Here is a 22,672-nt window from a genome sequence, read left to right as displayed (position 1 = left end):
CTAATATCTAACTTTTTTAAATAACTGTTCAATTTTACTTGGTAAATAAAAATATAGCAATAAAAATGTTAAGGCAAGCAAAGAAATAATTCCACCAAATGCTTCTAATTTTTGCGGAGAAAAGATTATTATTGCTAAACTAATTAATCCCCATTCAAGTAACATTCCCTTTTGAAGAACTTTTCGTAGAGCTTGTCCTCTAGAAGCAAACGGAATTGGCATTAAATGATACATCATATTATGCTCATACACTGTTCCTAAAGGAATCAATTGATAAAGAGTTAAGAAAATTATCAAAGCACCTGTACCAATTGCCCAACCTGCGTCTTGTAAGCATGCAATTAATAAAATTGCAAACAGAATCATTCTAATCAATAAATTACTGTACTCAGGATCTCGCAATAATACTCTTTGGTAAATGAAAGTATTTGGCGTTTGATCTGTTGTTTTAATTAAAAAGTCTAAATATTTTCTTCTAGAAATTCGTACTTTCTTATCAGGTACATCAGTAAACATACTATAGAAATTATTTAGTAAATCTACTCTTCGTTCTTCATAATCTAATGCCTTATACCAGTCAAACATCTTTCCTTGTGGCAAATAGTCTACTCCAACCCAAGCAGCAATTGCTATCGTAGTATAAATAATTGGATTAGGATAATGGCCTAAAAAGGAAAGATACAAGACTAGAAAATTAATTCCTAGGTATAGCCAAGTATTGTAATAATCATATTTGTTAAAATAGAAACTTCTAACAATCAATTTAAATTGCACATTCTTACTGACAATCAAACCAATCACAATGAAAATCAGGCCACCAATTGAAAAGCCAGTTCTCATTGTCGCAAAAGGCAATAAAATTCCTGATACCAGAATAATTAAAACAACAGGTAAGATCATATTATGCAGATATAAAGGCTTAAAGTACGCCTTAATTTCGTTATCTTGATTAAAAAGAAAATGTTCATCTGCCCTATCAAATAAAGTAGCAAAATGACCAACTCCCAAAGTTGCAGTCCAAATTAAGGCTAAAAGGGGCTTATAAAACCAAAGATTATTTGGCCATTTTTTAATGTTTTGTGCATACCAAAACATTAAAGCTCCAAATAGAAAAATCAAAGCCAAAATAAAAAAATCGTTAAAAACTAAAGTCAAATAATGCATCTGTTTTTTGAAGTTTTTATTGAGTCTATTTTTAATTAAATCAGTCATGTTTCTTCACCGTTTCCTGATTTAAAATTTGATATAAGCGATCAAAGGAATCGCTTGGCTTTAATCCATAAAACTGTCTAATTTCATTTAAACTACCTTCAGTTTCAATCGTGCCATTATTTAAGACAGCAAATGTTTGAACAGCTTCTTGTGCTTCAGCCAAAACATGGGTAGTCATTAAAACCATCTTTTGATCAGCAACAGCTTCTTTAACTAAATCAATAAAATTAGCTACCGCTAAGGGATCAAGACCAGTAAATGGTTCATCTATTACCAACAAATCCGCATTTGCTAAAAAGCTAGTTACAATCATTACCTTTTGTTTCATCCCTTTAGAAAAGTTAATTGGAAGCCAATCCAGCTTATTTTCTAAACGAAACATTTTGCATAATTCTTTTGCTCGTGCCCAAGCTTGATCATGATCCAAATTATAGGTAAGCATTACTAACTCTAAATGCTCTTTCAAAGTTAATTCTGGATATAAAATTGGGGTTTCTGGAATATAAGCAACCATCTTTTTAAATTCGGCAGGATTTTCAGTTAAGCTTACCCCATTCAAAATAATCTTGCCTTTTTGCATTCTTAATAATCCAAGCAAGTGCTTAATTGTTGTTGATTTACCAGCACCATTTAATCCAATTAAACCAACAGCTTGTCCAGGTTCAATTGTTAAATTTACATTTTTAATGACATTAATCCCAGAGTATCCTCCAGTTAAATTTTCAATTTTAAGTGCCATTACTTTTTCCTCTCTACTGCAATAAGATACATATTTATGATAGCATGAACATAAGTTAAACTAAATTTTCTTTTCATTAAGAAAGGGGTCTTATCATGACAGAATTAGAAAAGGATTGTTTATTTTGTAAAATCATTAGAGGAGAAATTCCTTCTTACACAGTTTTTGAAAACGATGATGTCAAAGCTTTTCTTGATATTTCACAAGTAACTAAAGGACATACTCTCATTATTCCTAAGAAGCACTTAGTTAACTTCTTTGACTACAGTCAAGAAGATGCTGCTAGATTTTTACAATATATTCCTGTTATTACACAAGCAATTAAAAAGTCTGATCCAACCATTAAGGGATTGAATGTTGAAGTAAACAACGGTGAAATCGCTGGACAAGTTGTCATGCATTCACATATTCATTTAATTCCACGTAGAAGCGAAAATGATCCTGTTTCTACTCCTCACGTAAACAATGCAGACGAATATTCAGAAGAAGATTATCAAGCGGTTGCAAACGCTATCAAAAATAATCTATAATACCAGTAATTTTGCCTTTAATGCGGTACAATAAAGGTGGTTATTAAGTTAAAAATTATTGAATAGATAAGAGGTATACATTATGTCTGGATTTTTATTAGGAATTCTTACAGGTACTGTTGCAGGTGGCTTATTGTCATACGCCAAGAATCCATTAAGTGGTAACTCAATTAGAAGTGATGTTAAGGATTCTGCAGATAATTTCACTGATTCCGTTCACCGGGTTAAGACAATTTATGATGAACTCGAAGAAAAGAGAATGGAACAACCTGAAGAAGAAAATAAGACTGAAGAAACAGATACTACTGAAACTCCAAGTGAAGACGAAGATGTTGAAGTTTCTGACCGCCCTTCACTCAAAGATAAGGCTCATGATTTAGTTGATGCCTTCTCTGCTGCTTCATTTAAAGCCGTTGACCATGACCGTGTCTTTGCTGCAGTTAAGAATAAATTAAATGAAGCAAAAGAGGACCTCGAAGACGCAAGCGATGATGTTAAAGACGCTACTGAAGATGAAGAAAAAGTAGACAGTAACTCTGGCGCAAGCGAAGAAGAACATAAGGAAGAAAATTAATGAAATTTTTTGGAATTGGATTAGGATTAGGCAGCTTAGCCGGATTAGGGATTTCTCTTCTCCCAAATCCACAAACTGGTCATAAAGTTAAAGAAGACGTTCGTCTCTTTTTAGATGGCACAAAAAATGATGCTTCTTCATTAGTTACCAGTACAAAACAAGCTACACAAGCTGCTAATGAATTAATGAATAATCTACCACAAGCTGAACAAACAGTTAAAGACATACAAAATAACTTAACTGATTTTCAAAGTTCCATTAAACCAGAAGTTGATCAAATGAAAGAAAATGTTTCTAATTTAACTAAAGAAGCAAAAGACACAGCTGATGGAATTAAAAATGAACTTTAATTTTAAGATTTGTTAATCTTTTTTATAAATATCAAGAAAACTCCTATTGTCCATTGGGATAATGGGAGTTTTTATGTTATATTTGAACTTGTAATTAAGCAAAGGATGTGCAAATTAATTTATGAATAAAACATGGAAAAAAGCAGCTACTGTTTTAGCTTTTGCAGGAATTGCCTTAAGTGCTACTGCTTGTTCTGGCGGTAAAGCTGTCGTTACATATAAGGGCGGTAAAATTACCGAATCACAATATTACGACAAGATGAAAGAATCTCAAGCAGGTCAATCAACTCTTGCCAGCATGATTGTTTCTGATGCCCTAGAAAGTCAATACGGCAAAGACGTTACTCAAAAGCAAGTTGATAAAGAATACAATAAGTACAAGAAGCAATATGGTAGTCAATTTGACTCAGTTCTTGAACAAAATGGAATGACCGCTTCTACCTTTAAAGATAACTTAAAGACTAATCTTTTAACTGAGGCTGCTTTGAAGCACATCAAGAAGATTACTCCAGCTCAAGAAAAGAAAGCTTGGAAGAGTTATCAACCAGAAATTACTGTACAACACATTCTTGTTTCAAAGAAGAGTACAGCTGAGGATGTCATCAAACAATTACAAGATGGCGGTGACTTCAAGAAACTAGCTAAGAAGTATTCTACTGATACTGCTACTAAGAACGATGCTGGTAAATTACCTGCATTTGACTCAACTGATTCTACTTTAGATTCTAGTTTCAAGACTGCCGCATTTAAACTTAAGACTGGTGAAATCACTACTACTCCAGTTAAGACTCAATACGGCTACCACGTAATTAAAATGATTAAGCACCCTGCCAAAGGTACTTTCAAGGAACACAAGAAACAAATTGATAATCAAATCTATCAATCCATGTCCGAAGATCAAAATGTTATGAGAAGCGTAATTGCTACTGTACTTAAGCGTGCTGATGTTTCTATCAAGGATAAAGACTTAAAGAACGTTCTTTCTCAATACGTTTCATCAGATAGTCTTTCAAAATAGAATTTTTACATAATATAAAAACCAAGGTTAAAATCATCATTAACCTTGGTTTTTATTTACTCTAATTTTGGTGCTTTATCTAAGGCATCATCATTTTTAGGCCTGTAAAATCTACGATTGTCTTGTGATTTAATTGTTTCAGTAAATTCTCCTGGCTTAGTTTGCTGCAAAGCATTAGTAATTGCATAAACTGTAGCATCTAAATCATCAATTTTATGTAAAACTTCAGCTTCTAGCACTACTGGTCGATGAGCTGCGCCATATTCAGGTAAGCCGTGATGTGACAAAACTAAATGCCGCAAGAGCATTAAATCTTCACTATGCTCATCAATTTCCAATTCATGAGCTGCTAGCATAATCTGCTCATCAATTAAAACTAAGTGTCCAATCAAATTTCCTTCAGCCGTATAAGTTGTGGCTACAGGACCAGATAGTTCAATTACCTTTCCCATATCATGTAAAATGCATCCCGCATATAGAAGTGACCGATCAATTTGAGGATAAGTATTAGCAATTCCTTCCGCATCCCTTAGCATTGAAACAGTATGGAATGCTAGTCCATTTCTGACGGCATGATGGTTAGATTTGCCAGCTGGATATGAGAAAAACTCTTTATTCCATTTCTTAAGTAAGTAGCGGACAATTCGATTCCAGGTTGGATTTAAGATCTCAAAAACACGTTTATTAATTTCTTCTTCAAGATCTTTTTGTTTAATTGGAGCTGAATGAACAAATTGACTTAAGTCATATCCTTCATTTGGTCCCACTACTCTCAAATCATAAATTCTTATTTGGGGTCTATCTTGATACTCTTCTCTTCTTCCGCTCAATTCCACGATGGTTCCTGGACTAAAAGTATCCGCATCCTGCTGACTAGCGTTCCAAAGATTTCCTCTAATTGTGCCACTTGAATCGCTAAATTGTAAAACTAAGTATTGTTTACCATTTTTACTAGTACGAAGACTTGAATCTTTTAGAAGTAAAACCAAATTCATATCTTCGCCATCATTATAATCAAGCAACCTTTTTATCATTATTGTTCCTTTTCTATTCTTATTGGTTCCATCTCAAGATTAGCTACTAAATCTTGTCGTGCTGTAAAAATTAAAACTTGTGTCTTCTGGGCCAACTCTTCTAATAGTTTGACAATATAATTGGTTCTTTGTGCATCAAAGTTTACAAAAGCATCATCAATCAAAATTGGTAAAGCAATTTTATCAGCAACTTGTTCAACAAAAGCTAATTTCAAAGCAAAATATAATTGCTCACTTGTCCCACGAGACAGATATTCAACGTCAAACTTTTTACCATCTTTTCTTTTAACTTTAAGTTTTTTATCTAACTGAATATCTACATATCTTCCACCAGTTAAAAGATTGAAATATTTCTTTGCATCTTCAAGCATCTTAGGAAAACGCTCATTTGAGGCTAAGTCTAAGCCTCGCGCAATCCAATTGCTAGTTAATAAGTTAGCTAAATATTCTTTAACATTTTCACTCAATGATGTTTCTAGGTCAGTTAATTTTTGTTTTTCAGCAAAATATTTATCAGAATTTGCTAAAACATGCATCTGATTTTCAAGCTTAGCATTTTCTGCATGTAAATCATTAATTTGCTCTTGCTTTTGAGCAATTTGCTTTTCTATTTGATCCTTATTTTCTGTTAATTTATTTGGATCTTTTGCAATTTTTTCTAATTGCGCGAGATCGGCTTGCAAATCATTTTGTAATGCTTCTATTTTCAACTTCAATTGTTCTTGTGCTTCGGCTTGTTGCTTTATCTCAGAAAATTCCGAAAAATCAGTAACTTTACTTGCCGCAAATAAATTGGAAAGATCAATTTTATCCTTAGCTAATTGGTTCTTTTTTTCTTGTAAATGCACCGCCACATCATTTAAATGTTGCTTAGATAAATTATTCTGATCAATCACTTTTTGTAATGAATTTAACTGATTTACAATATCTGAAAATGTCTGAACATTTCTTTGAGTAAAAGGATATAACTCCTGAACAAAAGCTTGAATCTTTTCATTCAAATAAGCCTGATCTTGATCTAATTTGCTAAGTGTTTGCTTTCTAGATTCAATTTGGACTACTTCATTCCACAAACTACTCAAGTCAATGACGTTAGGATCAAGCCCATATTTTTCAATAAATTCTTGGTCTTTTTGGCTTTTCTTGGCATTAGTTTGCTTTGTCCAAACAAATAGTCCAAGCCCACCTAAGGCAATCATTATTCCCAAGAAACGCACAAACAAGTTGTTAATCGCAACTGCACTAAAAAGTCCTGCAACTAATAAAATTAATGATAAAATTCCTGGCAAATTATTATTTTCTTGCTTTTGACTCTTTAGAGCTTGATAATCATCCTTTATTTTGTTTCGAGTCTCACTTGATAATTTGCTTAATTTAACTGCTTCTGGCTGAAACTGTTCATAAGACTTTAAATCTTTCTTAGCAGTTTCAATTTGCCGGTGCAAATCTTTACTTTCACTTTCCCAATGCAAAACTTCAGCCTTATGATCAACTAATGCTTGAATTTTATCTTTGTTAGATAATTCGCTACTGTTCCTAATTTCATCAAGTTGCGTCTCTAAACTTTTAATATCAGCTGTTAAATCTGAAATCTTGCTTTGAATAGCCCGTGCTTTCTCATAACTCTCTTTAGAGAAAGAAACAGGTTGTACTTCTTTTTTTAGTTGCTGATACTGCTTAAAATTAGTTAGCTTTTGCATTAATAGGCTAATTTTTTGGTCTTCTTTATTTAATTCAACTAGTTCAGTTTGAATTTTTTTAAGCTCTTCCTTTTCTTGAGTTAATTTTTCTTCAAGTTCACGATAATCATTAAGTTCACTATTAGTTTGGGCCAAAACTTCTTTTTGTTCTTCAATTTGATTAATTAATTGATTAACTATCGGCTTGCGTCCACTCTTTTTAAAAAGCTTCTGAGCATTACTTGAAAACTCATCTCTTAAATCAAGTAATTTATGACTTTGGGATGCTCCTAAAAAGTAAATTTGTTCCATTAATTCAGCCTGAGATAATCCATTTACCTCACGCATCATATCCTGATTAAAAATAAAGCTATCAGTATAAAAACTGCCATCTATATTTTGGATACGATCAAAAAAAACATTCTCTGGCACTTCTTGATCGTTTAAACTAACTTTTAAAACACCTTTCTTAGGATCCCCTTTTGCATATAACCGACTTAAAATAAAAGTTCCATCTGTATCTTCAAAAGTTAAGCTTCCCCCCATTGGACTAACATGATCCAAAGGTTGATAAGTCTCAAAGAAAAGTGATTTATTAGTTCTTAAGTGAAATCCAAATAGAACTTGTTTAACAAAGGCTACAGTTGTACTTTTTCCAGCTTCATTCGCACCTAAAAATATCGTTAAATCTTTGTTCAAATTAAAAGTCACATCATCTAATTTTCCAAAGTGAATAATTTTAATTTGAGTTAACTTCATCATCTATATCCTTTAATTTTTGTCCCAATTTAACCTGGGCTAATTCTTTTACTTCGTTAATAAATTCTGGTTTCTTCAAAATATCAGCAACATAATCACTTTTTTTACTTAAATCATTAGCTAACGCATAAATCTTATCTAGTTCAAAAGTTTCACTTTCAGCTTGATCAAATGCTTCTTTATCCGCTGTTTTAAGTTGAAGTTTTTCATTATTCTTCAGATAAACTTTTACAAGTCTAGAATCAAATTTTAAAGAATTAGATAGTTGAAGCCAATAATCACTGTCCTTGACTAATTCTAGTTCTTTTTCACTTAAGTATTGGGCTCCTTCAATTGTTAAACCAAATAAAGTTTGTTGCACATTTTGCTTAGTCAAAATTTCAACTATTTGTCTTGTTAAATCATTTTGTGAGATTTCTCGATCCAAAGTTAGAGTTGCCATTTGCCAAATAATTGGTGCCGTTTCAACAAAATCAAGACCTACTTTCTTAGTTGTTTCATCTACTGTATCGATATATACCCCTTTACTACCTTGTTCGTTAATGTGTCTACCCTGGAGATTACCACTATAAACAATTAAAGGATCTTCACTTAAAGTCTGACGCAAATGAATATGACCTAAAGCAAAATAATCATAGTTTAAATCTTTAATTTCAGCCGTTGTAAATGGAGCATAAACGTTTTGATAATTTGTAGTACTCTTAGCGCCCGCATGCATTAAACCAATAGTAAAGTTATCTCTCCTTTTAGGAAATTCACTAATCTTATCAGTTTCGATGTGATTATGTTGATAAGAAAATCCAACCACAGTATATGAAAAATCTCCTTTAGTTTTAGATTCAAATTCTTCTACTTCTTCATTAGAGCCTAAAAGTTTAAAATACGGAGTTTGTGGCAATAACATCTCATCAGGATTCAAATAATCATGATTTCCTAAAATCATCACAACTTGAATTTTTTGATCTGTTAGTCGTTTTATTTCACGATTAAAAAACAGTTGACTCTGAGGACTAGGATGAACTGAGTCAAATGTATCACCCGCAATTAAAACTAAATCTACATTTCTATCTAACGCTGTATCAATTGCTTTAGTGAATGACTTTTGGGTAGATTGTTTAATATTTTTAAATTCATTAGATGGCAAAAAAGATAGTCCTTGAAAGGGACTATCTAAGTGCGCATCTGCTAAATGCATAAATTTCATACTAATTATTTTGCCTTTAAATCATCATATAAATCGCCGATTGGCTTAGTCATAGCTTGTTGAACGTCGTTAATCATTTGGAAGAGAGCTTGTTCCTTGGTAATCATGTCTTTTAATTCATCATTATTACGAACTTCTTCATTGATCTTTTGATATTCTTTTTGCACATCTTCAGAAAGTGGTTGGCCTGAATTTTGAGCAGCTAAAATTTGTTGTTGAAGCTTATCCATTCTTTGGTATAAATCCAAACTTTCTGGATTGTTCTTTAAGTTTTCAAGAGATTTCTTTAAATCTTTGAATTGTTCTGTTTCTTGCAAATCCTTTGCTAATTGATTAGCGTTATCGTAAATATTAACCATTTTAAATAAAAACTCCTTTTTTAATGACCTAAAAGTCCTTTAAGATTATTATACCATTCGTTGAACTTAGACCCAGTATCATTGATTCCTTTTCGTACTTGTTGACCTAAATTACCAAGCCAGTCTGAATTTGCACCTGTATCTTTGGCTATCTGTTGGGCGCTCTTTTCCTTAAACTGTGTCTGAGAAGTATATGGAAGTAGCCGCTCCAATTCAGATTTATATAAGTGAGTAATTCCAGTTTCTGAAATACCTTCCATATAATGTTCTTGATCAGTCTTATCAAAACCTACCCAAGTTGATAAGACAACATCTGGAGTATAGCCAACGATCCATTGGTCTTTTGTACCAAATCCATAACTATCTGGTACCTCAGTTGAACCAGTCTTACCTGCCACTCTAAAACTTGATGGTTGAGCAGATCTACCAGTTCCTGAAGTAAAGACGCCTAAAAGCATTGATGTCATTTCTTTAGCAGTATTAGTTGAAATAATTCGGTGATTACCAGGATTCTTGTTTTGAGCAATAACATTGTCGCTAGCATCAGTGATTTTAGTAATACAGTAGGATTGATTTGGTAAATTACCTTCGTTAGCAAAAGCACTATAAGCTCGCGCCATCTGCAATGGTGAAACACCAGTTGAAAGTCCACCTAAAGCTAATGCCAAGTTTTGATCACTCTTATTAACGTGAATGCCAAAGTTTTCCACTGATTGAACACCCTTGCTGACACCAATCTTATCTAAAAGCCATACTGCTGGTACATTTTTACTTTGAGCTAGCGCTTCATACATTGGAATCTTATTTGAGTATTGATTATCAACATTCTTTGGCTCATAGCCGTTTTTTCCAAATTTTTGCAGTTTGTTAGAAAGTTCAGAATCATAATGATATCCATTCTGCAAAGCTGGTGAATAGACAGCTAGTGGCTTCATAGTCGAACCCGGCTGACGTTTCATCTGGGTAGCACGGTTATAGCCGCGAAAGACATGTTGTCCTCTACCACCAACCATTGCTCGAACAGCTCCAGTCTTTGGATCCATTGCAACACTAGCTCCTTGTACCTTAGTACCATCACTGGCATTTGGTGGGAAATTCCAGCTTTCTTCAAAACTATCTTGCAAGGCAGTTTGATAGCCAGTGTCTAGCGTAGTATAGATCTTTAATCCTTTGTTCATTACATCTTCTTCTTTTAAGCCATAACGATCTATTGCTTCATCAACAACGGCATCAAAGAAGTAAGGGTAGCGATAGCCATCTTCTTGAGAAAATGTATCATCAAGGGTAAGCGTAGTCTTCTTAGCATTATCAGCTTGTGTCTTAGTAATTTTTCCTGTATCAGCCATCAATCCTAAAACAACATTTCGCCTTGCGATTGCATTGTCCATGTGATCAATTGGATTATAGTAGCTTGGACTACGAAGCATACCTGCAATTGTAGCCGCTTCTCCTACTGTTACATCGCTAGCATTTTTTCCAAAGTAGCGTCTTGCTGCATCTTGAACACCCCAAACACCGTTACCAAAATAAGCATTATTCAGATACATTGTTAAGATATCTTTTTTAGAATAGACACGATTAATTTCGATTGCAAAAAAGAGTTCTTCTAGTTTTCTAGAAAAAGTCTGCTTTTGCGTCAATAATGCATTCTTGGCTAGTTGCTGTGTTAAGGTAGATCCACCACCAACAATACCTCGGTGGATTAAACTACTGATAGCCGCTCTTGCCATCCCTTTTACACTAAAACCAGGATTTTTATAAAAAGTCCGATCTTCTGTAGCGATGACAGCATCTTGAATATAAGGCGATATCTGGTTCAGTTCCACAAAAGATCCCTTTTGTGAGTATAGGGATCCGGCCTTCTGATTTTTATTATCATAAATTGTGGTTGTAGTAGAAAGTGCTGCCTTCATGTTAGAGATGTTCGAAGTTTTTACCTTAACGGTATAATATGTACAAACAAACAAACAACAGGACAGTAATATTAAAATTACCCAACGCCAAATTTGAAAACGATGGTTGAAGTTTTTAATCGCTAAATGAACGCGATGCCAAAACTCATGATTTTGGGAATGCATAAAATTAAAACTCCCTTTTCGTCAATAAACCTAATATGACGATTTTAGCATATCTTTATTTGAAAAATAGTGTTTTAAAGGTTAAAAATTAGATAAGGTGAAAAAATGACTATATACCAATATTCGCTCATATATCCCGACTATTTAATACCAATGAGTGTTAATGACCTAATGTGTAAATTGCTTATTCCAAGAAAATGGCGACACTTTTTACGTAGTGAAAAGAAAATATTAGTTAATGGAAAATATTTACCACTTAATTTTCTAGTAAAACCTGGAGATAAAATTGAAATTCAGCTTGATCATATTGAAAGTGATCAACAACCTTATCCCGCCAGTGGAAAATTGCCTAAAGTTGTCTATGAAGATAATGATATTTTAGTAATTAATAAACCTACTGGACAAAAGACACATCCCAATTTAAATGAAGAAGATACAGCATTAAATGACTGTGCAACTTATTTAGGCTATAGTCCTTTTATTGTTCACAGATTAGATATGTTGACAAGTGGTCTTTTGTTAGTGGCCAAAAATCCTGCGGTTGTACCAATTTTAAACAGGCAATTAACTGATAAAACATTGCATCGAGAATATTTAGCCTGGATTTCTAACTCTCCACAAATAAAATATACCGGTATCATTGATCTTCCAATTGGTCACGATCCACATGATCAAAGAAAAAGAATGGTGAGACAAGATGGACAAAAAGCTGTGACTCACTATGAAGTAATAAAAAGAGATAAAGATCGAATACTGGTAAAACTTACATTAGAAACTGGTCGAACTCATCAAATCAGAGTTCATTTAGCTGCTCTCGGTGCCCCAATAATTGGTGATCCCTTATATAATTCTGATTATCAAGATGGGGAACAATTACAGTTAACAGCCTTTCAACTTACCTTTAGAAAACCCTTTAGTTTTGAAAATAAAACAGTGAAATTGGAGAAAAAATAAAAGAGATATGCCAAAACATATCTCTTTTATTCATGCCTCAAACAGGAGTCGAACCTGCACTCACTTGCGTGAACAGCGACCTGAACGCTGCGCGTCTGCCAATTCCGCCATTGAGGCAACTTTTTGAACATATCTATCATACCAAAAAGTTAATAAAGTTGGAAAGAAAAATCTTAATTACAGAACAAGATAATCTATTTTTTCCATTATCGGTGTGTTCTAGTCAACAAAACTTCCTGCTGAAAATTATGCTTTTTACTTCTATTTAGTTTTCTTTTTGAAAATACTCAATCCAAGTGCAGTAAACAAGCTACTAATACCTGCCAAAACTAAGATAGTACTATTGTTTTTACTTTCCGCCTGTGGCAAGCTTGCATTATTTCTGGAAGTTGAAGCTACATAGCCATTATTCATCTTGTTATTTATTCCAGAGGAAACATTTTTATGGTTACTTGTCTCCGTAAATTTATTATTCGTGCTTTTTTCTAGATTATTTGCAGGTATATCTAACTTTGAAGCTAATAATGTAGCGGAAATACCATTAATTTTGGGTTGATGGTTTTGCTTATTCTATAGTGCATCTAGTTTTGTGACTGAATTATCATTTTGAATTGGTAATTTTTCAACTGTCGATTCTGAGCTCTTTTTTGAATCATTGATGTGGAAGTTGGAATGTCTATCTTTACTTCCTGTCTTATTCTTTTTTTCTTAAATCTATATTTTTAGGAGCCTAAACATCAAGCTGCTCACTTGTATAATCTTTTGCATTCACAGTATGAACTGTATTATAGAAAAGATTAATTAACTTTTTACAATCCCTAATTTTATATGACCGCAAAATCATTTTTTCTATACACTCCTACCCAAAAACCTCAGCTGCAGCAATCACCTTTAATAGCGACTCATCTATCTTATCTCTTCCATATGCATCAAGAAAGCGATCACGATATTTATTAGTCTTTAAATTAAACCAGAGAGTCCAAACACCCCAAAATAAATCAATATGTCGATCGCCCACCCCACTACAGTCAAAGTCAATAAAGCCTGAAAACTTCCAGTTATCAAGAATAATATTTGGTAAACAATAATCTCCATGGAGTAAAACCTTGGCCTGCAAAGCATCTTTACCTGCTTCTAAAACCTGGTGAGCCTCTTCTGCTGAACGATAGCCAAAGCTATCAGGAAAAACTGACTTATCATAATTTCCTGTTTGGTAGTTTTTCTCGGCGGTTGCTAAATATTCCCTGGTTCTCTCTATAACTGGGCAATCAGCGTAATCTGTTTCATGCAGTCTTCTTAATTCGCAAGCAATGGTATCACATAAGCGTTTTGGATTTGCGAGATATTCTGAATAAACGCAATCTTCACCCTTAACTGCCCTTGTTAAAAGCCAATCATAATCATTTGCAGTATAATCTAACACTTCTGCGCTAAGTCCCTTTGAATAAAAGTACTGCGTCATCTTGGCCTCTTTTGCTAGCTTTCCAAGGTTAGCTCTTTTTAAATAATAGCCTTCGTCTTTATCTACAAAATATACTCTTGCTTCAGGTGAAGAGGAACTGTCATAAATTGGTGCGTCAGAGATAAAATTTTTAATCTCCTTTGGTAGGTCTTCTGGCATCTGAGTAATTAAAGTTTTTTTCATATATTTGATCCTATGGGTAAAAAATGAAGTATACAAAAATAATAATTACAGCTCTCCATAATAATGATGCAAAATATAATCAGATGTTCTCTTTAAAGTTAGATAGTCAATATTATTAGAGAAAAGCATTATCATTTGCTTAGTTTTATAGTCAGCCACAAAGCATGAATTATATCCTGGAATACTACCTTCTGCGCGAATTATATTTCCCTTAAAATATACTCCGCCAAAGTAGGCTACTTCTTGACCTTTAGTTTGCTGAGAAAATTGGTTAATCATCTTAGGATCTTTTAAAACTTCGCTATAAACGAATTTCCAATAATCATTTGGAGATATAAATAAATTTCCAGCTCCAAAGTCAGAAGATGTAGTCACTGTTACTGTATGCCAGCTAACATTTTCGTTTAATGGCTGTGGAATTTCTTTTTTATTAACTTCAGAAAAATCTTTTATCTGGTTAAGATGAAGAGGCTTTGCAAATTGATTTTGAATGTAATTATTATAAGTTAAATTACTTTCTCGACTAATAATTGCTGCCAATAATTCATAGTCCACATCCTGGTAATCCCAAGTATGAAGATGATCGTATTGCATATGGTCAAGCATATACGCAATTTGTTCTTGTTGCGTTTTGAGAGGTTCGTTTGGACGAGCATTATTAATCAATCCACTGGTATGATTCATTAATTCACGAATCGTTATCTCATTACTACCTGGAACTTGAGGGAAATATTTAGATAAAGGAGTATTCCAATTGAGCTGCTTTTTTTGTTGAAGTTGATAAATTCCAGTTCCTGTCATAATTTTTTGCAAAGAAGCTGTAGGAAACAATTGATTAGCCTTCACTATCTTTTCTTTATTAGTAGTTTCGTTATTTTCCACTACAACTGGTGTTCCATCTTTGCCACTGACTAACATTACCCCATTAATATGATGAGACTTCATGTAGCTTTTAAGATCTTTTGGAGTATTTCGACTTCCTGGACTCATCTTATCGGTCGGTATTACAAATAAAAGTAATGAAAAAGCACAAAGCGCCATGATAGTATATAGAACAAATTTTTTTAGATGATGCATAATATTTTCCTTTTCGTGTTATGCCAGTTTTTAATAGACCTTTTTCGTTTATTATCTTTCTTTAATTGTAATTCTTGAATATCACGATCCTCAACCCTTTTGAGACAAAAAAATATGCTGTATGTTTTTTACAAATCATACAGCATTTTTTTAATTTTAATAATCGTTATTTCTTCTCTAGCACTGCTACAGCTTCAACATGCCACGAGCTGAGTTGGCCAATTACACATTTTGGATTAACCGCTAGTTAAGGCGGTTTGAGCTATCCAACTAAAAGCAGTACATCCGTTTACTCGAATCTAAAATGTTGAATCTTGAAGGATTTTAGTGATGAATAGTAATTCACAGATTTTGTTGGTTTGTGGGAACATATAAGTTTCAAAATAAAATCAGAGTGTCTGCGGAAGAACAAAGTCATTTGACATTTAATATGGTAAAACTTTGTTATCAGCTTGAAGATTACTTTGAATTACTTTATAAGTTTTCTCGTGTTCTTCATTAACCCTCGTTGTATCCAAAATAAGAGTTGCATCAATATACGGATAAAGTTTTTCGGCTGTATTATTGAAATCATTAGTGGTTATCAGGATATTTTTCTTTGCCTTGGCATTCTTTATTGTAGCGCAAAATTTTGGAAAATCTTTACCGTCTAATACCGACTGCACAGGATGAAAAAGTGCAAAGTCTTTATCAAAGCCAAATGAAAAATCTCTATTTCTTTTCCACTGTACAAAATTAATAATCATCCCGTACACGTTAAATGAATCTCTTAAATTAAACTTCGGAACTACTTCGCGAAGTCCTTTTTCAAGGAATTGCCTTTCATAAGGAACAGTAGTGTTACCAATTACAACAGTACCCTTATTAAATTCCTCCAAATCATAAAGGCAACTAAATACTAAAAGTAATTTATCATCATCAAAATATCCACGAATTAAAATTCTATTTGTTTCCTTATCAAGCAAAAGTTCCTTAAATCTCTTGATGAATTCTTTTGGCTCAAATTTTTCAATCTTATTACTCAATTTTTACCATCCCCCTTCGCAGCAAATTGTTAATGTTAATGCCCTTCAGCTTGTCTATCTAACTGTATAAGACACTTGATCCGTAATATCACAAATTTCAGAGATTTTTGCAATGATAGCTAAGATAACGGTAGCTGAGGAATTAGTTTCAATCTCTGTTCCATTTTCCAACTTTTCTAGATTCCTATTAACTCTAAATAACATTCTATCAATCTGCCTATTCTCCTTAATGCGGTCAAAATTCAAGCTGTCTTTATTCCAAATATCATTCAGAAAAGCAATTAACATTTGACGCCAGGTCTTTACCGAATAGTCATCTCCACTAATAGTAATCTGAACAGGTTTCTTACCAGTGACATCAACTGTTTGGTCTATTGTGTATTCACCAGTAATCTCATCTTCGCTAACCTCTTTTATGTCTGGCATTGGGAAGATTTTTATTAGCTCATCAGTAAGCTTTCTAGTGCGGTCAGTGATGGTGTCCTTACCACAATGGTCATAAGTCTTCGCTACTTCTCTAGTAAGGTACACGTTTAAATCTTGATAATATTCTCTTTTTTCATCATAAGGCTTGTTACTCATTTCTTGATTGTACTTAGTAAGAGTTAAGTTACCTAGTGTGCCATCAAATTGCTCTTTGACCTTATCCGCATTGGTAACTTGTAATCGCCATTCTGCATTTAAGCGCTGAGGCATAATATGTTCTACTTGCGCATCGTTAAAATCAATTGTTTCTTTAGTACAGTGCTCTTCTAGAATAACTAATGCTAATTTAGCTAAGTGATTTCTTTGGTGATAAAGATCTACTTCCATCAAGCTATCGAACAATTTACGATCATCGGGAAAATTTGCTTTTAGCAGGCGTAGCAATCTTAGCTTTAAATTGCCATTTACCTTTGATAAATCAAAAAGTCCAACAACAATTTTATTTAAGCCATTTGTTGGCAATTGGCATGCCTTTAAACGGAATAAGTAGCTCTCTAAAATATGCGCTAACCTATTAGCTTGTCCTTGATCAATTTCACCAGAAGTTATCAAATACATGAGTAACATCAAGTAAGGGAACACTACTTTACTATCCATGACATTAATATGGTCCAAAATCCTGTTGAATTCACTATCTTCAGTTTTATGGTTTAGTATCTGGTCATAATAGTTGGCAAACTTAAATAAATCCGCTAATGCGTTTTCAGAATTTAATTTTTCAGCAATAAAGTAGTCTTTGTAACTCCCATAAACATTATTTCTCTTTACCGATACATGAGTTTTTACCACTAAGTAATGTCGAATAAATTCTGCAAAAGTCTTAGTTGCAAACATCCGCTCTATCTTAACCCAGTATTTTTTATAAAGACCCGACTGCTCCTGCGAATCTAGTTTCATTAAAAGAAAGTTTCGCACTAGATCCGAGGATGAGAGTGAAACCCCAGTTGAGTTTAAACTTTCAAAAATAACTTGCGGATTTTCTTCATTAGGGTCACTACTTAACTCAATATAAACCATGTTGAAGTGATTCATTGCTTCATACAATTTAGAACTATCAATGTCTGAATTACTAATCAATTTTTGAAACAGTCGATAGTTATCGATGACTTTTGACGGCTGATCGTAATCAGTCATTTCATTCATAACAGATTCAAATGCTTCATAGTCATGCTCAATTGACTTTAACTTAAGGTGATTATTATCATCCAGATATTTATTGGTTAAATATTCTTCCTCAATTTCAGCGTGGTCTTGTTTATCAGCATCTGATAATGCCTTTAAACTAGTTAAACTTTGCTGTACTGCGAGCTCGTTTTGACTATCATCACAAGCTCACCCGCTTCCAGCTACACTCACCCAACCTGCTCACTGACGCGGAAGTTACCGAAGTACTGGAGCATATCGATGATTTGAATCGCTGGACTCACGAAGTTAAAGACTATGCTGCTGACCTTGCCATTAACCATGATAAGAAGTGGCCCAGCTACAAGATTGTCGAAGAACGGTCCATCCGCCATTACAAGTATGAAGCAGCAGTAGCAAAGATTGCTGAAGATCATGGCTACCATGATATCTACCAAAAGAAGCTATTACCAATTACGAAATTAGAAAAACAGCTCGGCAAGAAGATATTCACCGAACTGTTCAGTCAAGAAATTGTTAAAACTGCGGATAACCCAACCTTGGTGCCAAATTCAGATCAACGTCAGAGTATTAGTAAATCAAACCCAAAGGATGAATTTAAGGAGGAAAAATAATATGTCACAACAAACTAAGGTCGTTACTGGTGTTAACACTCGTCTCTCCTACGCTAACGTCTGGAAACCTAAGTTTATCAATGGTGGTAAGGAAAAGTATTCGGTTAGTTTGATTATCCCTAAGTCTGATAAGCTGACAATCACCGCTATTGAGAAGGCCATTGATGCCACCATCCAGGAAGGTATTGGTAAGTTTGGTGGTAAGAAACCAAACAAGGCCACCCTTAAGCTACCACTTCGCGATGGTGATGTTGAACGTGATGATGCCGCCTATCAAGACAGCTACTTTATCAACGCTAATTCGATTACAGCCCCGCAGATTGTGGACAAGCATGTTCAACCAATTCTCGACCGCAATGAAGTTTACAGTGGCTGCTACGCCCGGGTATCGATTAACTTCTATGCCTTTAATACTAATGGCAACCTGGTAATTGAACCAGAGGAAGCCAAAACAGTTAAACGGATCTTCTACAGCTACCTGCAAGGAATGACGATGAAGCAAATTGCCGAATTGCTTAAGGCAGACGGTGTATTAACGGGTGGTAAGAAAACTAATTGGCACTCTAGCGGGATTGCCTCGATCCTCAAGAATGAGAAATATATGGGTGATGCTCTATTACAGAAAACTTACACCGTTGACTTCTTAACCAAGAAGCGTGTTAAGAATAATGGCATTATGCCTCAATACTATGTTGAAAATGACCATGCCGCCATTATTCCCAGGTCCGTCTTTATGCAAGTGCAAAATTTGATCCGGCGGCGCCATAACGGTATCACCACTAAGAATGACAAACACCGGAGGATTAACAGCAAATATTGCTTTTCGCAACGAGTTTATTGCGGCAAATGCGGAGATATTTTTCAACGAAATATGTGGTATACCCCCGTTAAAGTTGCAGTTTGGCGCTGTGCCAGCCGTATTAAACGCAACAAAAAAGGTCGGCGATGTATGATCCGAAATATCAAAGAACCTCTTCTTAAAGCAGCTACCCTTGATGCCATCAACCAGTTAATCGAAAGCCATGTATTAGCAGGTAAGCAAATCAAAGCTAATATCATGAAAATCGTTAAGAACTCTAAAGGCCCGACAATTGAGGAACTGGATAAACGACTGGAAGAAGCTCAGCTAAAGCTAATCCAAGCAGCTAACCAGCATCAAAACTGCAATGACCTCACCCAACAAGTTATGGAGCTACGTGAACAAAAGAAAAAGGTCCAGGAGATTGAATCCGAAAATCAAGTCAAGCTTCGCAACATCGACCAGGTCAGTAACTTCGTGGATGAAAATCAAGGCGGCATTCAAGAATTCGACCCGCAACTGGTTCGCCGATTAATCGAAAAAATCACCATCTTCCAACACTACATGGAATTCACGTTTAAAGATGGTGAAGTAATTAGAGTTAACATGTGAAATTTATGGTGTACGGCACTCAGCTATTTTAGCTTTTTTAGAAGTTGATCCACAGCAGCCTTGATTTGAACCTGAGCAATATCAAACACTTGAATGTTCTTGAAATCTTCCTGCCCTAAGATTAACGGCAATTCGGTACATCCCAAGACTACACCATCAAGGTGATCTTTTTGAACCATCTTATTGATAATTGTCATTAACTGCTGCTTAGTCTCTTTCTTAACAATACCGTTTTCGAGTTCGTCTACAATTTTTTGATGAATTATGGATTGATTATTTTCACTGGGATGGCAAACTTCAATTTCGGCCTCTCAAAATGGCTTGATGAAAAAGTCATTTTGCATTGCGAATTTGGTGCCTAGTAAAGCCAATCGTTGAAGGTGCAACTGTTGGGCAACCGCTACCGCTGTCTCGACAATGCTTAACAATGGCAAATCAGTGCGCGCTTGAATCTGATCAAATAATAGATGGGGCGTATTGCCACACATCAATCCAAAGTCACACCCGGCTTTCAATAAATTATTGGCCGCAGCTCCTACATCACCGGCGACTTTATCAGTCGCGATCCGCTCCTGATACCGCTTAATGATTGCCGAATAATAATTCATTGTTGCTTCTGGGCCTATACCACCGATAATGCCTAGTTTCTGCATCTGGATCATCCCCTAATTATTTAGAATTATTTGAATTCTTCTTTGTAGGTCTGGAATCACCTGCTCCTCGAACCATGGATTTTTTGCCTCCCAAATTTTATTTCGTGGTGACGGATGAACGATTGGAAAATAGTCTGGCAGGTATTGCTGATATTTCCTGACAATATCAGTCAACCGATCTTTATATCCTAGGTGAAGGTAGCTTCTCGTCGCATAAGCGCCCACTAAAATGGTTAACTGAATATCAGGCATTAATTTCAATAGCTGTGGATGCCAATTTTGAGCAAATCCTTTACGCGGTGGGAGATCACCAGACTTGCCTTTTCCGGGATAATAAAAATCCATTGGTAAAATTGCAATCATTCCAGAATTATAGAAAACGTCTCTCGAAACCCCTAACCAGGTCCGAAGACGATCACCACTAGGATCATCCCAGAATTTCATTTTTTCTTGGGCAATTCGTCCTGGTGCTTGACCAATGATATTTATTCTGGCAGATGAAGAAGCATAGTAAAGTGGCTTGATCCCTTGCTTTGTAAAAGATTCATTATCAGGATCTGCTTGAATTTCTTGAAAAATTTTTTGAAATTCACTTTGCATATAATATGACCCGACTTTCTCTTATTTTCTAAACTGATATAACGTGTATATTATCAACTAAGCAATAATTGCCTAATTAAACTAATTTTCGAATAATTCAATTCGACGTAATTGACGTTTCAGTTGACCTTGCTTTTCTAATAAAGCAAATTTACGAGACAGGGTCTCAGGTGTTGTTCCAAGGTATAAGGCTAAGTCCTTCATTTTTAAGGGTAAGGTAAAATTATTTTTACCAATTTCATCTGCATATGTTTGTAAATACTTTAATAACCGGTCTTCAACCTTCGGCAAAGCCAACAAGTGAATTTGTTTTTGCATTTCCGAAACTTTAACAATATTTAATTCCAATAATCGAATACTTAATTCTGGCTGTTTATGCATCAGCTTCAGTAGATCCTGCCGTTTTAATAAACAAATTTCACTGTGTTCCGTAGCCTCGACGTAATTATTGATATTTTTTTGACCAAAAAGCCAATTCTCACCAATATAATCACCTGTATGCAAGATTTGCAAAACATTCTCATAGCCGTCTTCATCTAAGGTGTACTGCTTAGCGTTACCATCAGCGACAATTACTAAATTATCATTTATCGTTGGATCAATTATCACTTCACCCTTTTCATAGTTTTTATGCTGAACTAATTTTTCGATTTGCATCTTCTCATCCTGAGGTAAGGCATTAAATAGTGGTACTAAGTTAACACATAAATCAGCCATTAAATTCATCGTCCTTTAATTAAAAGTCATCATCGTCGTCTTCAACATACAATCCTTCTTTTAGTTCATGACCTAAGAAGTCTTGAGTTACCCGAATTTGCTCCTTAATCCAAGCCATTAAATTAGTTAAATTAGCAGATAATTCTAGCCAACTTTCATTGTTAGCTAAAGCAATTGCCTTAGTAATGAAGAGCGTTTGCGTATCAAAATCTTTTACCAAGGCAAACAATTGCTTATCACCTGCTAAATATTTACTACTGCCATCTTCTTCTAGCATAGTATATTCCTTAAATTGAGCTGTAATTGTTGGAATACTTTCACCATTATTAACTAATAAGTGACTCAATTGGTCAAATTCCTGACGTTCATAGGCAATCCAATCAGCAGCTTTTTCGGCTAAAAAAAGACTAGCAGATCCTTTAGCAAATAAGTTAGCTTGGTTAATCTTTAAAGAATGGATTAACAAGTTAGAAATAATGTGACCAGTCATGGCAGCTGCAGTTGGCTGATGGTGATCAAGGTCGCTTTGCTTCAATTCCGCCTGGTATTTTTCTTCTGCATTCATCAGTTAAGCTCCTTTTCCTTAATTTCTTGTACTTCATAACCCATTTTTTCAATAGCTGTCTTGACGTCAACAGTTTTAGTCTTATCAGGATCCAGCGTAAATTTTAGCTTTCCTGCATTGAATAAAACTTTTATTTGGTCGGTTCCATCCAAACTACCAACCGCCCTTTCAATTTTGCCTAAGCATGAAGGACAGGTCATGCCAGATAATTTCATCATTACTTTTTCCATGATTAAATTTCCCCTT

General features: G+C 34.5%; 23 protein-coding genes, 1 tRNA gene and 1 pseudogene. 7 read left to right on the top strand and 18 right to left on the bottom strand.

What is annotated here, in order from left to right:
* Entirely contained in the window at positions 1–1,212 is a 1,212-nt protein-coding gene (locus HMPREF0528_RS00470; RefSeq protein WP_004893607.1) for an ABC transporter permease, read from the bottom strand.
* Positions 1,205–1,951: an ABC transporter ATP-binding protein gene (locus HMPREF0528_RS00465; RefSeq protein ID WP_004893604.1), complete on the bottom strand. Its 747-nt coding sequence runs from the start codon at positions 1,949–1,951 to the stop codon at positions 1,205–1,207. The genes HMPREF0528_RS00470 and HMPREF0528_RS00465 overlap by 8 nt, the downstream gene beginning before the upstream one ends.
* A 95-nt stretch (positions 1,952–2,046) precedes the next feature.
* On the opposite strand from HMPREF0528_RS00465, the gene HMPREF0528_RS00460 reads away from it, so the two are divergent.
* The 4 genes from HMPREF0528_RS00460 (at position 2,047) to HMPREF0528_RS00445 (ending at position 4,423) form a co-directional block, all read left to right on the top strand.
* On the top strand, positions 2,047–2,481 hold the full coding sequence (locus HMPREF0528_RS00460; protein ID WP_004893603.1) for an HIT family protein: 435 nt from the start codon (positions 2,047–2,049) through the stop codon (positions 2,479–2,481).
* Positions 2,482–2,563: 82 nt separating this feature from the next.
* Complete coding sequence (locus HMPREF0528_RS00455) at positions 2,564–3,055, top strand: YtxH domain-containing protein (RefSeq protein WP_004893602.1); 492 nt, start codon at positions 2,564–2,566, stop codon at positions 3,053–3,055.
* Positions 3,055–3,405 carry a YtxH domain-containing protein gene (locus tag HMPREF0528_RS00450; RefSeq protein WP_004893600.1) on the top strand — a complete coding sequence of 117 codons (351 nt, stop codon included), beginning with the start codon at positions 3,055–3,057 and terminating at the stop codon, positions 3,403–3,405. Before HMPREF0528_RS00455 ends, HMPREF0528_RS00450 begins: the two co-directional genes overlap by 1 nt.
* 121 nt (positions 3,406–3,526) lie before the next feature.
* On the top strand, positions 3,527–4,423 hold the full coding sequence (locus HMPREF0528_RS00445; protein WP_004893596.1) for a peptidylprolyl isomerase PrsA: 897 nt from the start codon (positions 3,527–3,529) through the stop codon (positions 4,421–4,423).
* Between the two features lie 56 nt (positions 4,424–4,479).
* Here HMPREF0528_RS00445 and HMPREF0528_RS00440 read toward each other — a convergent pair whose 3' ends face one another.
* Genes HMPREF0528_RS00440 through HMPREF0528_RS00420 form a run of 5 tightly spaced genes read right to left on the bottom strand, consistent with a single transcriptional unit; the run spans position 4,480 to position 11,536 of the window.
* The gene (locus HMPREF0528_RS00440) at positions 4,480–5,457 is read right to left on the bottom strand and encodes a 3'-5' exoribonuclease YhaM family protein (RefSeq protein ID WP_004893591.1); all 978 of its coding nucleotides are present in this window, start codon (positions 5,455–5,457) and stop codon (positions 4,480–4,482) included.
* Positions 5,457–7,895 carry an AAA family ATPase gene (locus tag HMPREF0528_RS00435; protein ID WP_034525015.1) on the bottom strand — a complete coding sequence of 813 codons (2,439 nt, stop codon included), beginning with the start codon at positions 7,893–7,895 and terminating at the stop codon, positions 5,457–5,459. The genes HMPREF0528_RS00440 and HMPREF0528_RS00435 overlap by 1 nt, the downstream gene beginning before the upstream one ends.
* Positions 7,876–9,099 (bottom strand): metallophosphoesterase family protein, encoded by a 1,224-nt coding sequence (locus tag HMPREF0528_RS00430; RefSeq protein WP_004893588.1) that lies wholly within the window; start codon positions 9,097–9,099, stop codon positions 7,876–7,878. Before HMPREF0528_RS00430 ends, HMPREF0528_RS00435 begins: the two co-directional genes overlap by 20 nt.
* A gap of 5 nt (positions 9,100–9,104) precedes the next feature.
* Entirely contained in the window at positions 9,105–9,458 is a 354-nt protein-coding gene (locus tag HMPREF0528_RS00425) for a YlbF/YmcA family competence regulator (RefSeq protein WP_004893585.1), read from the bottom strand.
* Positions 9,459–9,478: 20 nt separating this feature from the next.
* Positions 9,479–11,536 (bottom strand): PBP1A family penicillin-binding protein, encoded by a 2,058-nt coding sequence (locus tag HMPREF0528_RS00420; RefSeq protein WP_034525014.1) that lies wholly within the window; start codon positions 11,534–11,536, stop codon positions 9,479–9,481.
* 105 nt (positions 11,537–11,641) lie between these two features.
* On the opposite strand from HMPREF0528_RS00420, the gene HMPREF0528_RS00415 reads away from it, so the two are divergent.
* Entirely contained in the window at positions 11,642–12,490 is an 849-nt protein-coding gene (locus HMPREF0528_RS00415) for an RluA family pseudouridine synthase (RefSeq protein ID WP_034525013.1), read from the top strand.
* 33 nt (positions 12,491–12,523) lie between these two features.
* Here HMPREF0528_RS00415 and HMPREF0528_RS00410 read toward each other — a convergent pair.
* The 6 genes from HMPREF0528_RS00410 to HMPREF0528_RS00390 all read right to left on the bottom strand — a co-directional run bounded on the left by HMPREF0528_RS00410 (position 12,524) and on the right by HMPREF0528_RS00390 (position 17,962).
* Positions 12,524–12,607: transfer RNA gene (locus HMPREF0528_RS00410), tRNA-Leu, on the bottom strand.
* A 144-nt stretch (positions 12,608–12,751) separates the two neighbouring features.
* On the bottom strand, positions 12,752–12,904 hold the full coding sequence (locus tag HMPREF0528_RS09150; protein WP_004893577.1) for a hypothetical protein: 153 nt from the start codon (positions 12,902–12,904) through the stop codon (positions 12,752–12,754).
* Positions 12,905–13,349: 445 nt separating this feature from the next.
* A complete protein-coding gene (locus HMPREF0528_RS00405) occupies positions 13,350–14,135 on the bottom strand; it encodes an aminoglycoside 3'-phosphotransferase (RefSeq protein WP_004893575.1) in 786 nt (261 codons plus the stop codon).
* A 45-nt stretch (positions 14,136–14,180) separates the two neighbouring features.
* Entirely contained in the window at positions 14,181–15,212 is a 1,032-nt protein-coding gene (locus tag HMPREF0528_RS00400; protein WP_004893574.1) for a serine hydrolase domain-containing protein, read from the bottom strand.
* A gap of 425 nt (positions 15,213–15,637) precedes the next feature.
* Positions 15,638–16,237 carry a hypothetical protein gene (locus HMPREF0528_RS00395; protein ID WP_004893572.1) on the bottom strand — a complete coding sequence of 200 codons (600 nt, stop codon included), beginning with the start codon at positions 16,235–16,237 and terminating at the stop codon, positions 15,638–15,640.
* A gap of 54 nt (positions 16,238–16,291) precedes the next feature.
* Positions 16,292–17,962 (bottom strand): DUF262 domain-containing protein, encoded by a 1,671-nt coding sequence (locus tag HMPREF0528_RS00390; protein WP_234600858.1) that lies wholly within the window; start codon positions 17,960–17,962, stop codon positions 16,292–16,294.
* A gap of 62 nt (positions 17,963–18,024) precedes the next feature.
* On the opposite strand from HMPREF0528_RS00390, the gene HMPREF0528_RS00385 reads away from it, so the two are divergent.
* Entirely contained in the window at positions 18,025–18,480 is a 456-nt protein-coding gene (locus HMPREF0528_RS00385; RefSeq protein ID WP_260308553.1) for a DUF2800 domain-containing protein, read from the top strand.
* Position 18,481: 1 nt separating this feature from the next.
* A complete protein-coding gene (locus HMPREF0528_RS00380) occupies positions 18,482–19,891 on the top strand; it encodes an ssDNA-binding protein (protein ID WP_234600856.1) in 1,410 nt (469 codons plus the stop codon).
* Between the two features lie 23 nt (positions 19,892–19,914).
* On the opposite strand, the pseudogene HMPREF0528_RS09315 reads toward HMPREF0528_RS00380, so the two are convergent.
* From HMPREF0528_RS09315 to HMPREF0528_RS00350, 5 genes and pseudogenes are all read right to left on the bottom strand, one after another.
* Positions 19,915–20,499 (bottom strand): annotated as a pseudogene (locus tag HMPREF0528_RS09315) (aspartate/glutamate racemase family protein).
* Positions 20,500–20,556: 57 nt separating this feature from the next.
* Positions 20,557–21,144: a uracil-DNA glycosylase family protein gene (locus HMPREF0528_RS00365; protein WP_004893558.1), complete on the bottom strand. Its 588-nt coding sequence runs from the start codon at positions 21,142–21,144 to the stop codon at positions 20,557–20,559.
* A gap of 81 nt (positions 21,145–21,225) precedes the next feature.
* Positions 21,226–21,861, bottom strand: coding sequence for a Crp/Fnr family transcriptional regulator (locus tag HMPREF0528_RS00360; RefSeq protein WP_004897836.1), 636 nt, complete (start codon positions 21,859–21,861; stop codon positions 21,226–21,228).
* A gap of 19 nt (positions 21,862–21,880) precedes the next feature.
* Positions 21,881–22,426 (bottom strand): hypothetical protein, encoded by a 546-nt coding sequence (locus HMPREF0528_RS00355; RefSeq protein WP_004893552.1) that lies wholly within the window; start codon positions 22,424–22,426, stop codon positions 21,881–21,883.
* Positions 22,426–22,656: a heavy-metal-associated domain-containing protein gene (locus HMPREF0528_RS00350; protein ID WP_004893546.1), complete on the bottom strand. Its 231-nt coding sequence runs from the start codon at positions 22,654–22,656 to the stop codon at positions 22,426–22,428. Before HMPREF0528_RS00350 ends, HMPREF0528_RS00355 begins: the two co-directional genes overlap by 1 nt.
* Between the last annotated feature and the right edge of the window lie 16 nt (positions 22,657–22,672).

The sequence above is a fragment of the Lactobacillus johnsonii ATCC 33200 genome (genome assembly GCF_000159355.1).
GTDB classification, from domain to species: Bacteria; Bacillota; Bacilli; order Lactobacillales; family Lactobacillaceae; genus Lactobacillus; species Lactobacillus johnsonii.
The sequence above is the reverse complement of the archived record's forward strand: the minus strand, read 5'-3'. Positions and strand labels throughout refer to the sequence as shown.

Excerpts from the sequence above, each read along its gene's own strand:
- HMPREF0528_RS00425 (WP_004893585.1), bottom strand. The coding sequence starts at position 9,458 with ATGGTTAATATTTACGATAACGCTAATCAATTAGCAAAGGATTTGCAA.
- HMPREF0528_RS00460 (WP_004893603.1), top strand. The coding sequence starts at position 2,047 with ATGACAGAATTAGAAAAGGATTGTTTATTTTGTAAAATCATTAGAGGA.
- HMPREF0528_RS00350 (WP_004893546.1), bottom strand. The coding sequence starts at position 22,656 with ATGGAAAAAGTAATGATGAAATTATCTGGCATGACCTGTCCTTCATGC.
- HMPREF0528_RS00360 (WP_004897836.1), bottom strand. The coding sequence starts at position 21,861 with ATGGCTGATTTATGTGTTAACTTAGTACCACTATTTAATGCCTTACCT.
- HMPREF0528_RS00400 (WP_004893574.1), bottom strand. The coding sequence starts at position 15,212 with ATGCATCATCTAAAAAAATTTGTTCTATATACTATCATGGCGCTTTGT.
- HMPREF0528_RS00440 (WP_004893591.1), bottom strand. The coding sequence starts at position 5,457 with ATGATAAAAAGGTTGCTTGATTATAATGATGGCGAAGATATGAATTTG.
- HMPREF0528_RS00355 (WP_004893552.1), bottom strand. The coding sequence starts at position 22,426 with ATGAATGCAGAAGAAAAATACCAGGCGGAATTGAAGCAAAGCGACCTT.
- HMPREF0528_RS00470 (WP_004893607.1), bottom strand. The coding sequence starts at position 1,212 with ATGACTGATTTAATTAAAAATAGACTCAATAAAAACTTCAAAAAACAG.
- HMPREF0528_RS00365 (WP_004893558.1), bottom strand. The coding sequence starts at position 21,144 with ATGCAAAGTGAATTTCAAAAAATTTTTCAAGAAATTCAAGCAGATCCT.
- HMPREF0528_RS00405 (WP_004893575.1), bottom strand. The coding sequence starts at position 14,135 with ATGAAAAAAACTTTAATTACTCAGATGCCAGAAGACCTACCAAAGGAG.
- HMPREF0528_RS00430 (WP_004893588.1), bottom strand. The coding sequence starts at position 9,099 with ATGAAATTTATGCATTTAGCAGATGCGCACTTAGATAGTCCCTTTCAA.
- HMPREF0528_RS09150 (WP_004893577.1), bottom strand. The coding sequence starts at position 12,904 with ATGAATAATGGCTATGTAGCTTCAACTTCCAGAAATAATGCAAGCTTG.
- HMPREF0528_RS00445 (WP_004893596.1), top strand. The coding sequence starts at position 3,527 with ATGAATAAAACATGGAAAAAAGCAGCTACTGTTTTAGCTTTTGCAGGA.
- HMPREF0528_RS00450 (WP_004893600.1), top strand. The coding sequence starts at position 3,055 with ATGAAATTTTTTGGAATTGGATTAGGATTAGGCAGCTTAGCCGGATTA.
- HMPREF0528_RS00420 (WP_034525014.1), bottom strand. The coding sequence starts at position 11,536 with ATGCATTCCCAAAATCATGAGTTTTGGCATCGCGTTCATTTAGCGATT.
- HMPREF0528_RS00435 (WP_034525015.1), bottom strand. The coding sequence starts at position 7,895 with ATGAAGTTAACTCAAATTAAAATTATTCACTTTGGAAAATTAGATGAT.
- HMPREF0528_RS00380 (WP_234600856.1), top strand. The coding sequence starts at position 18,482 with ATGTCACAACAAACTAAGGTCGTTACTGGTGTTAACACTCGTCTCTCC.
- HMPREF0528_RS00415 (WP_034525013.1), top strand. The coding sequence starts at position 11,642 with ATGACTATATACCAATATTCGCTCATATATCCCGACTATTTAATACCA.
- HMPREF0528_RS00465 (WP_004893604.1), bottom strand. The coding sequence starts at position 1,951 with ATGGCACTTAAAATTGAAAATTTAACTGGAGGATACTCTGGGATTAAT.
- HMPREF0528_RS00455 (WP_004893602.1), top strand. The coding sequence starts at position 2,564 with ATGTCTGGATTTTTATTAGGAATTCTTACAGGTACTGTTGCAGGTGGC.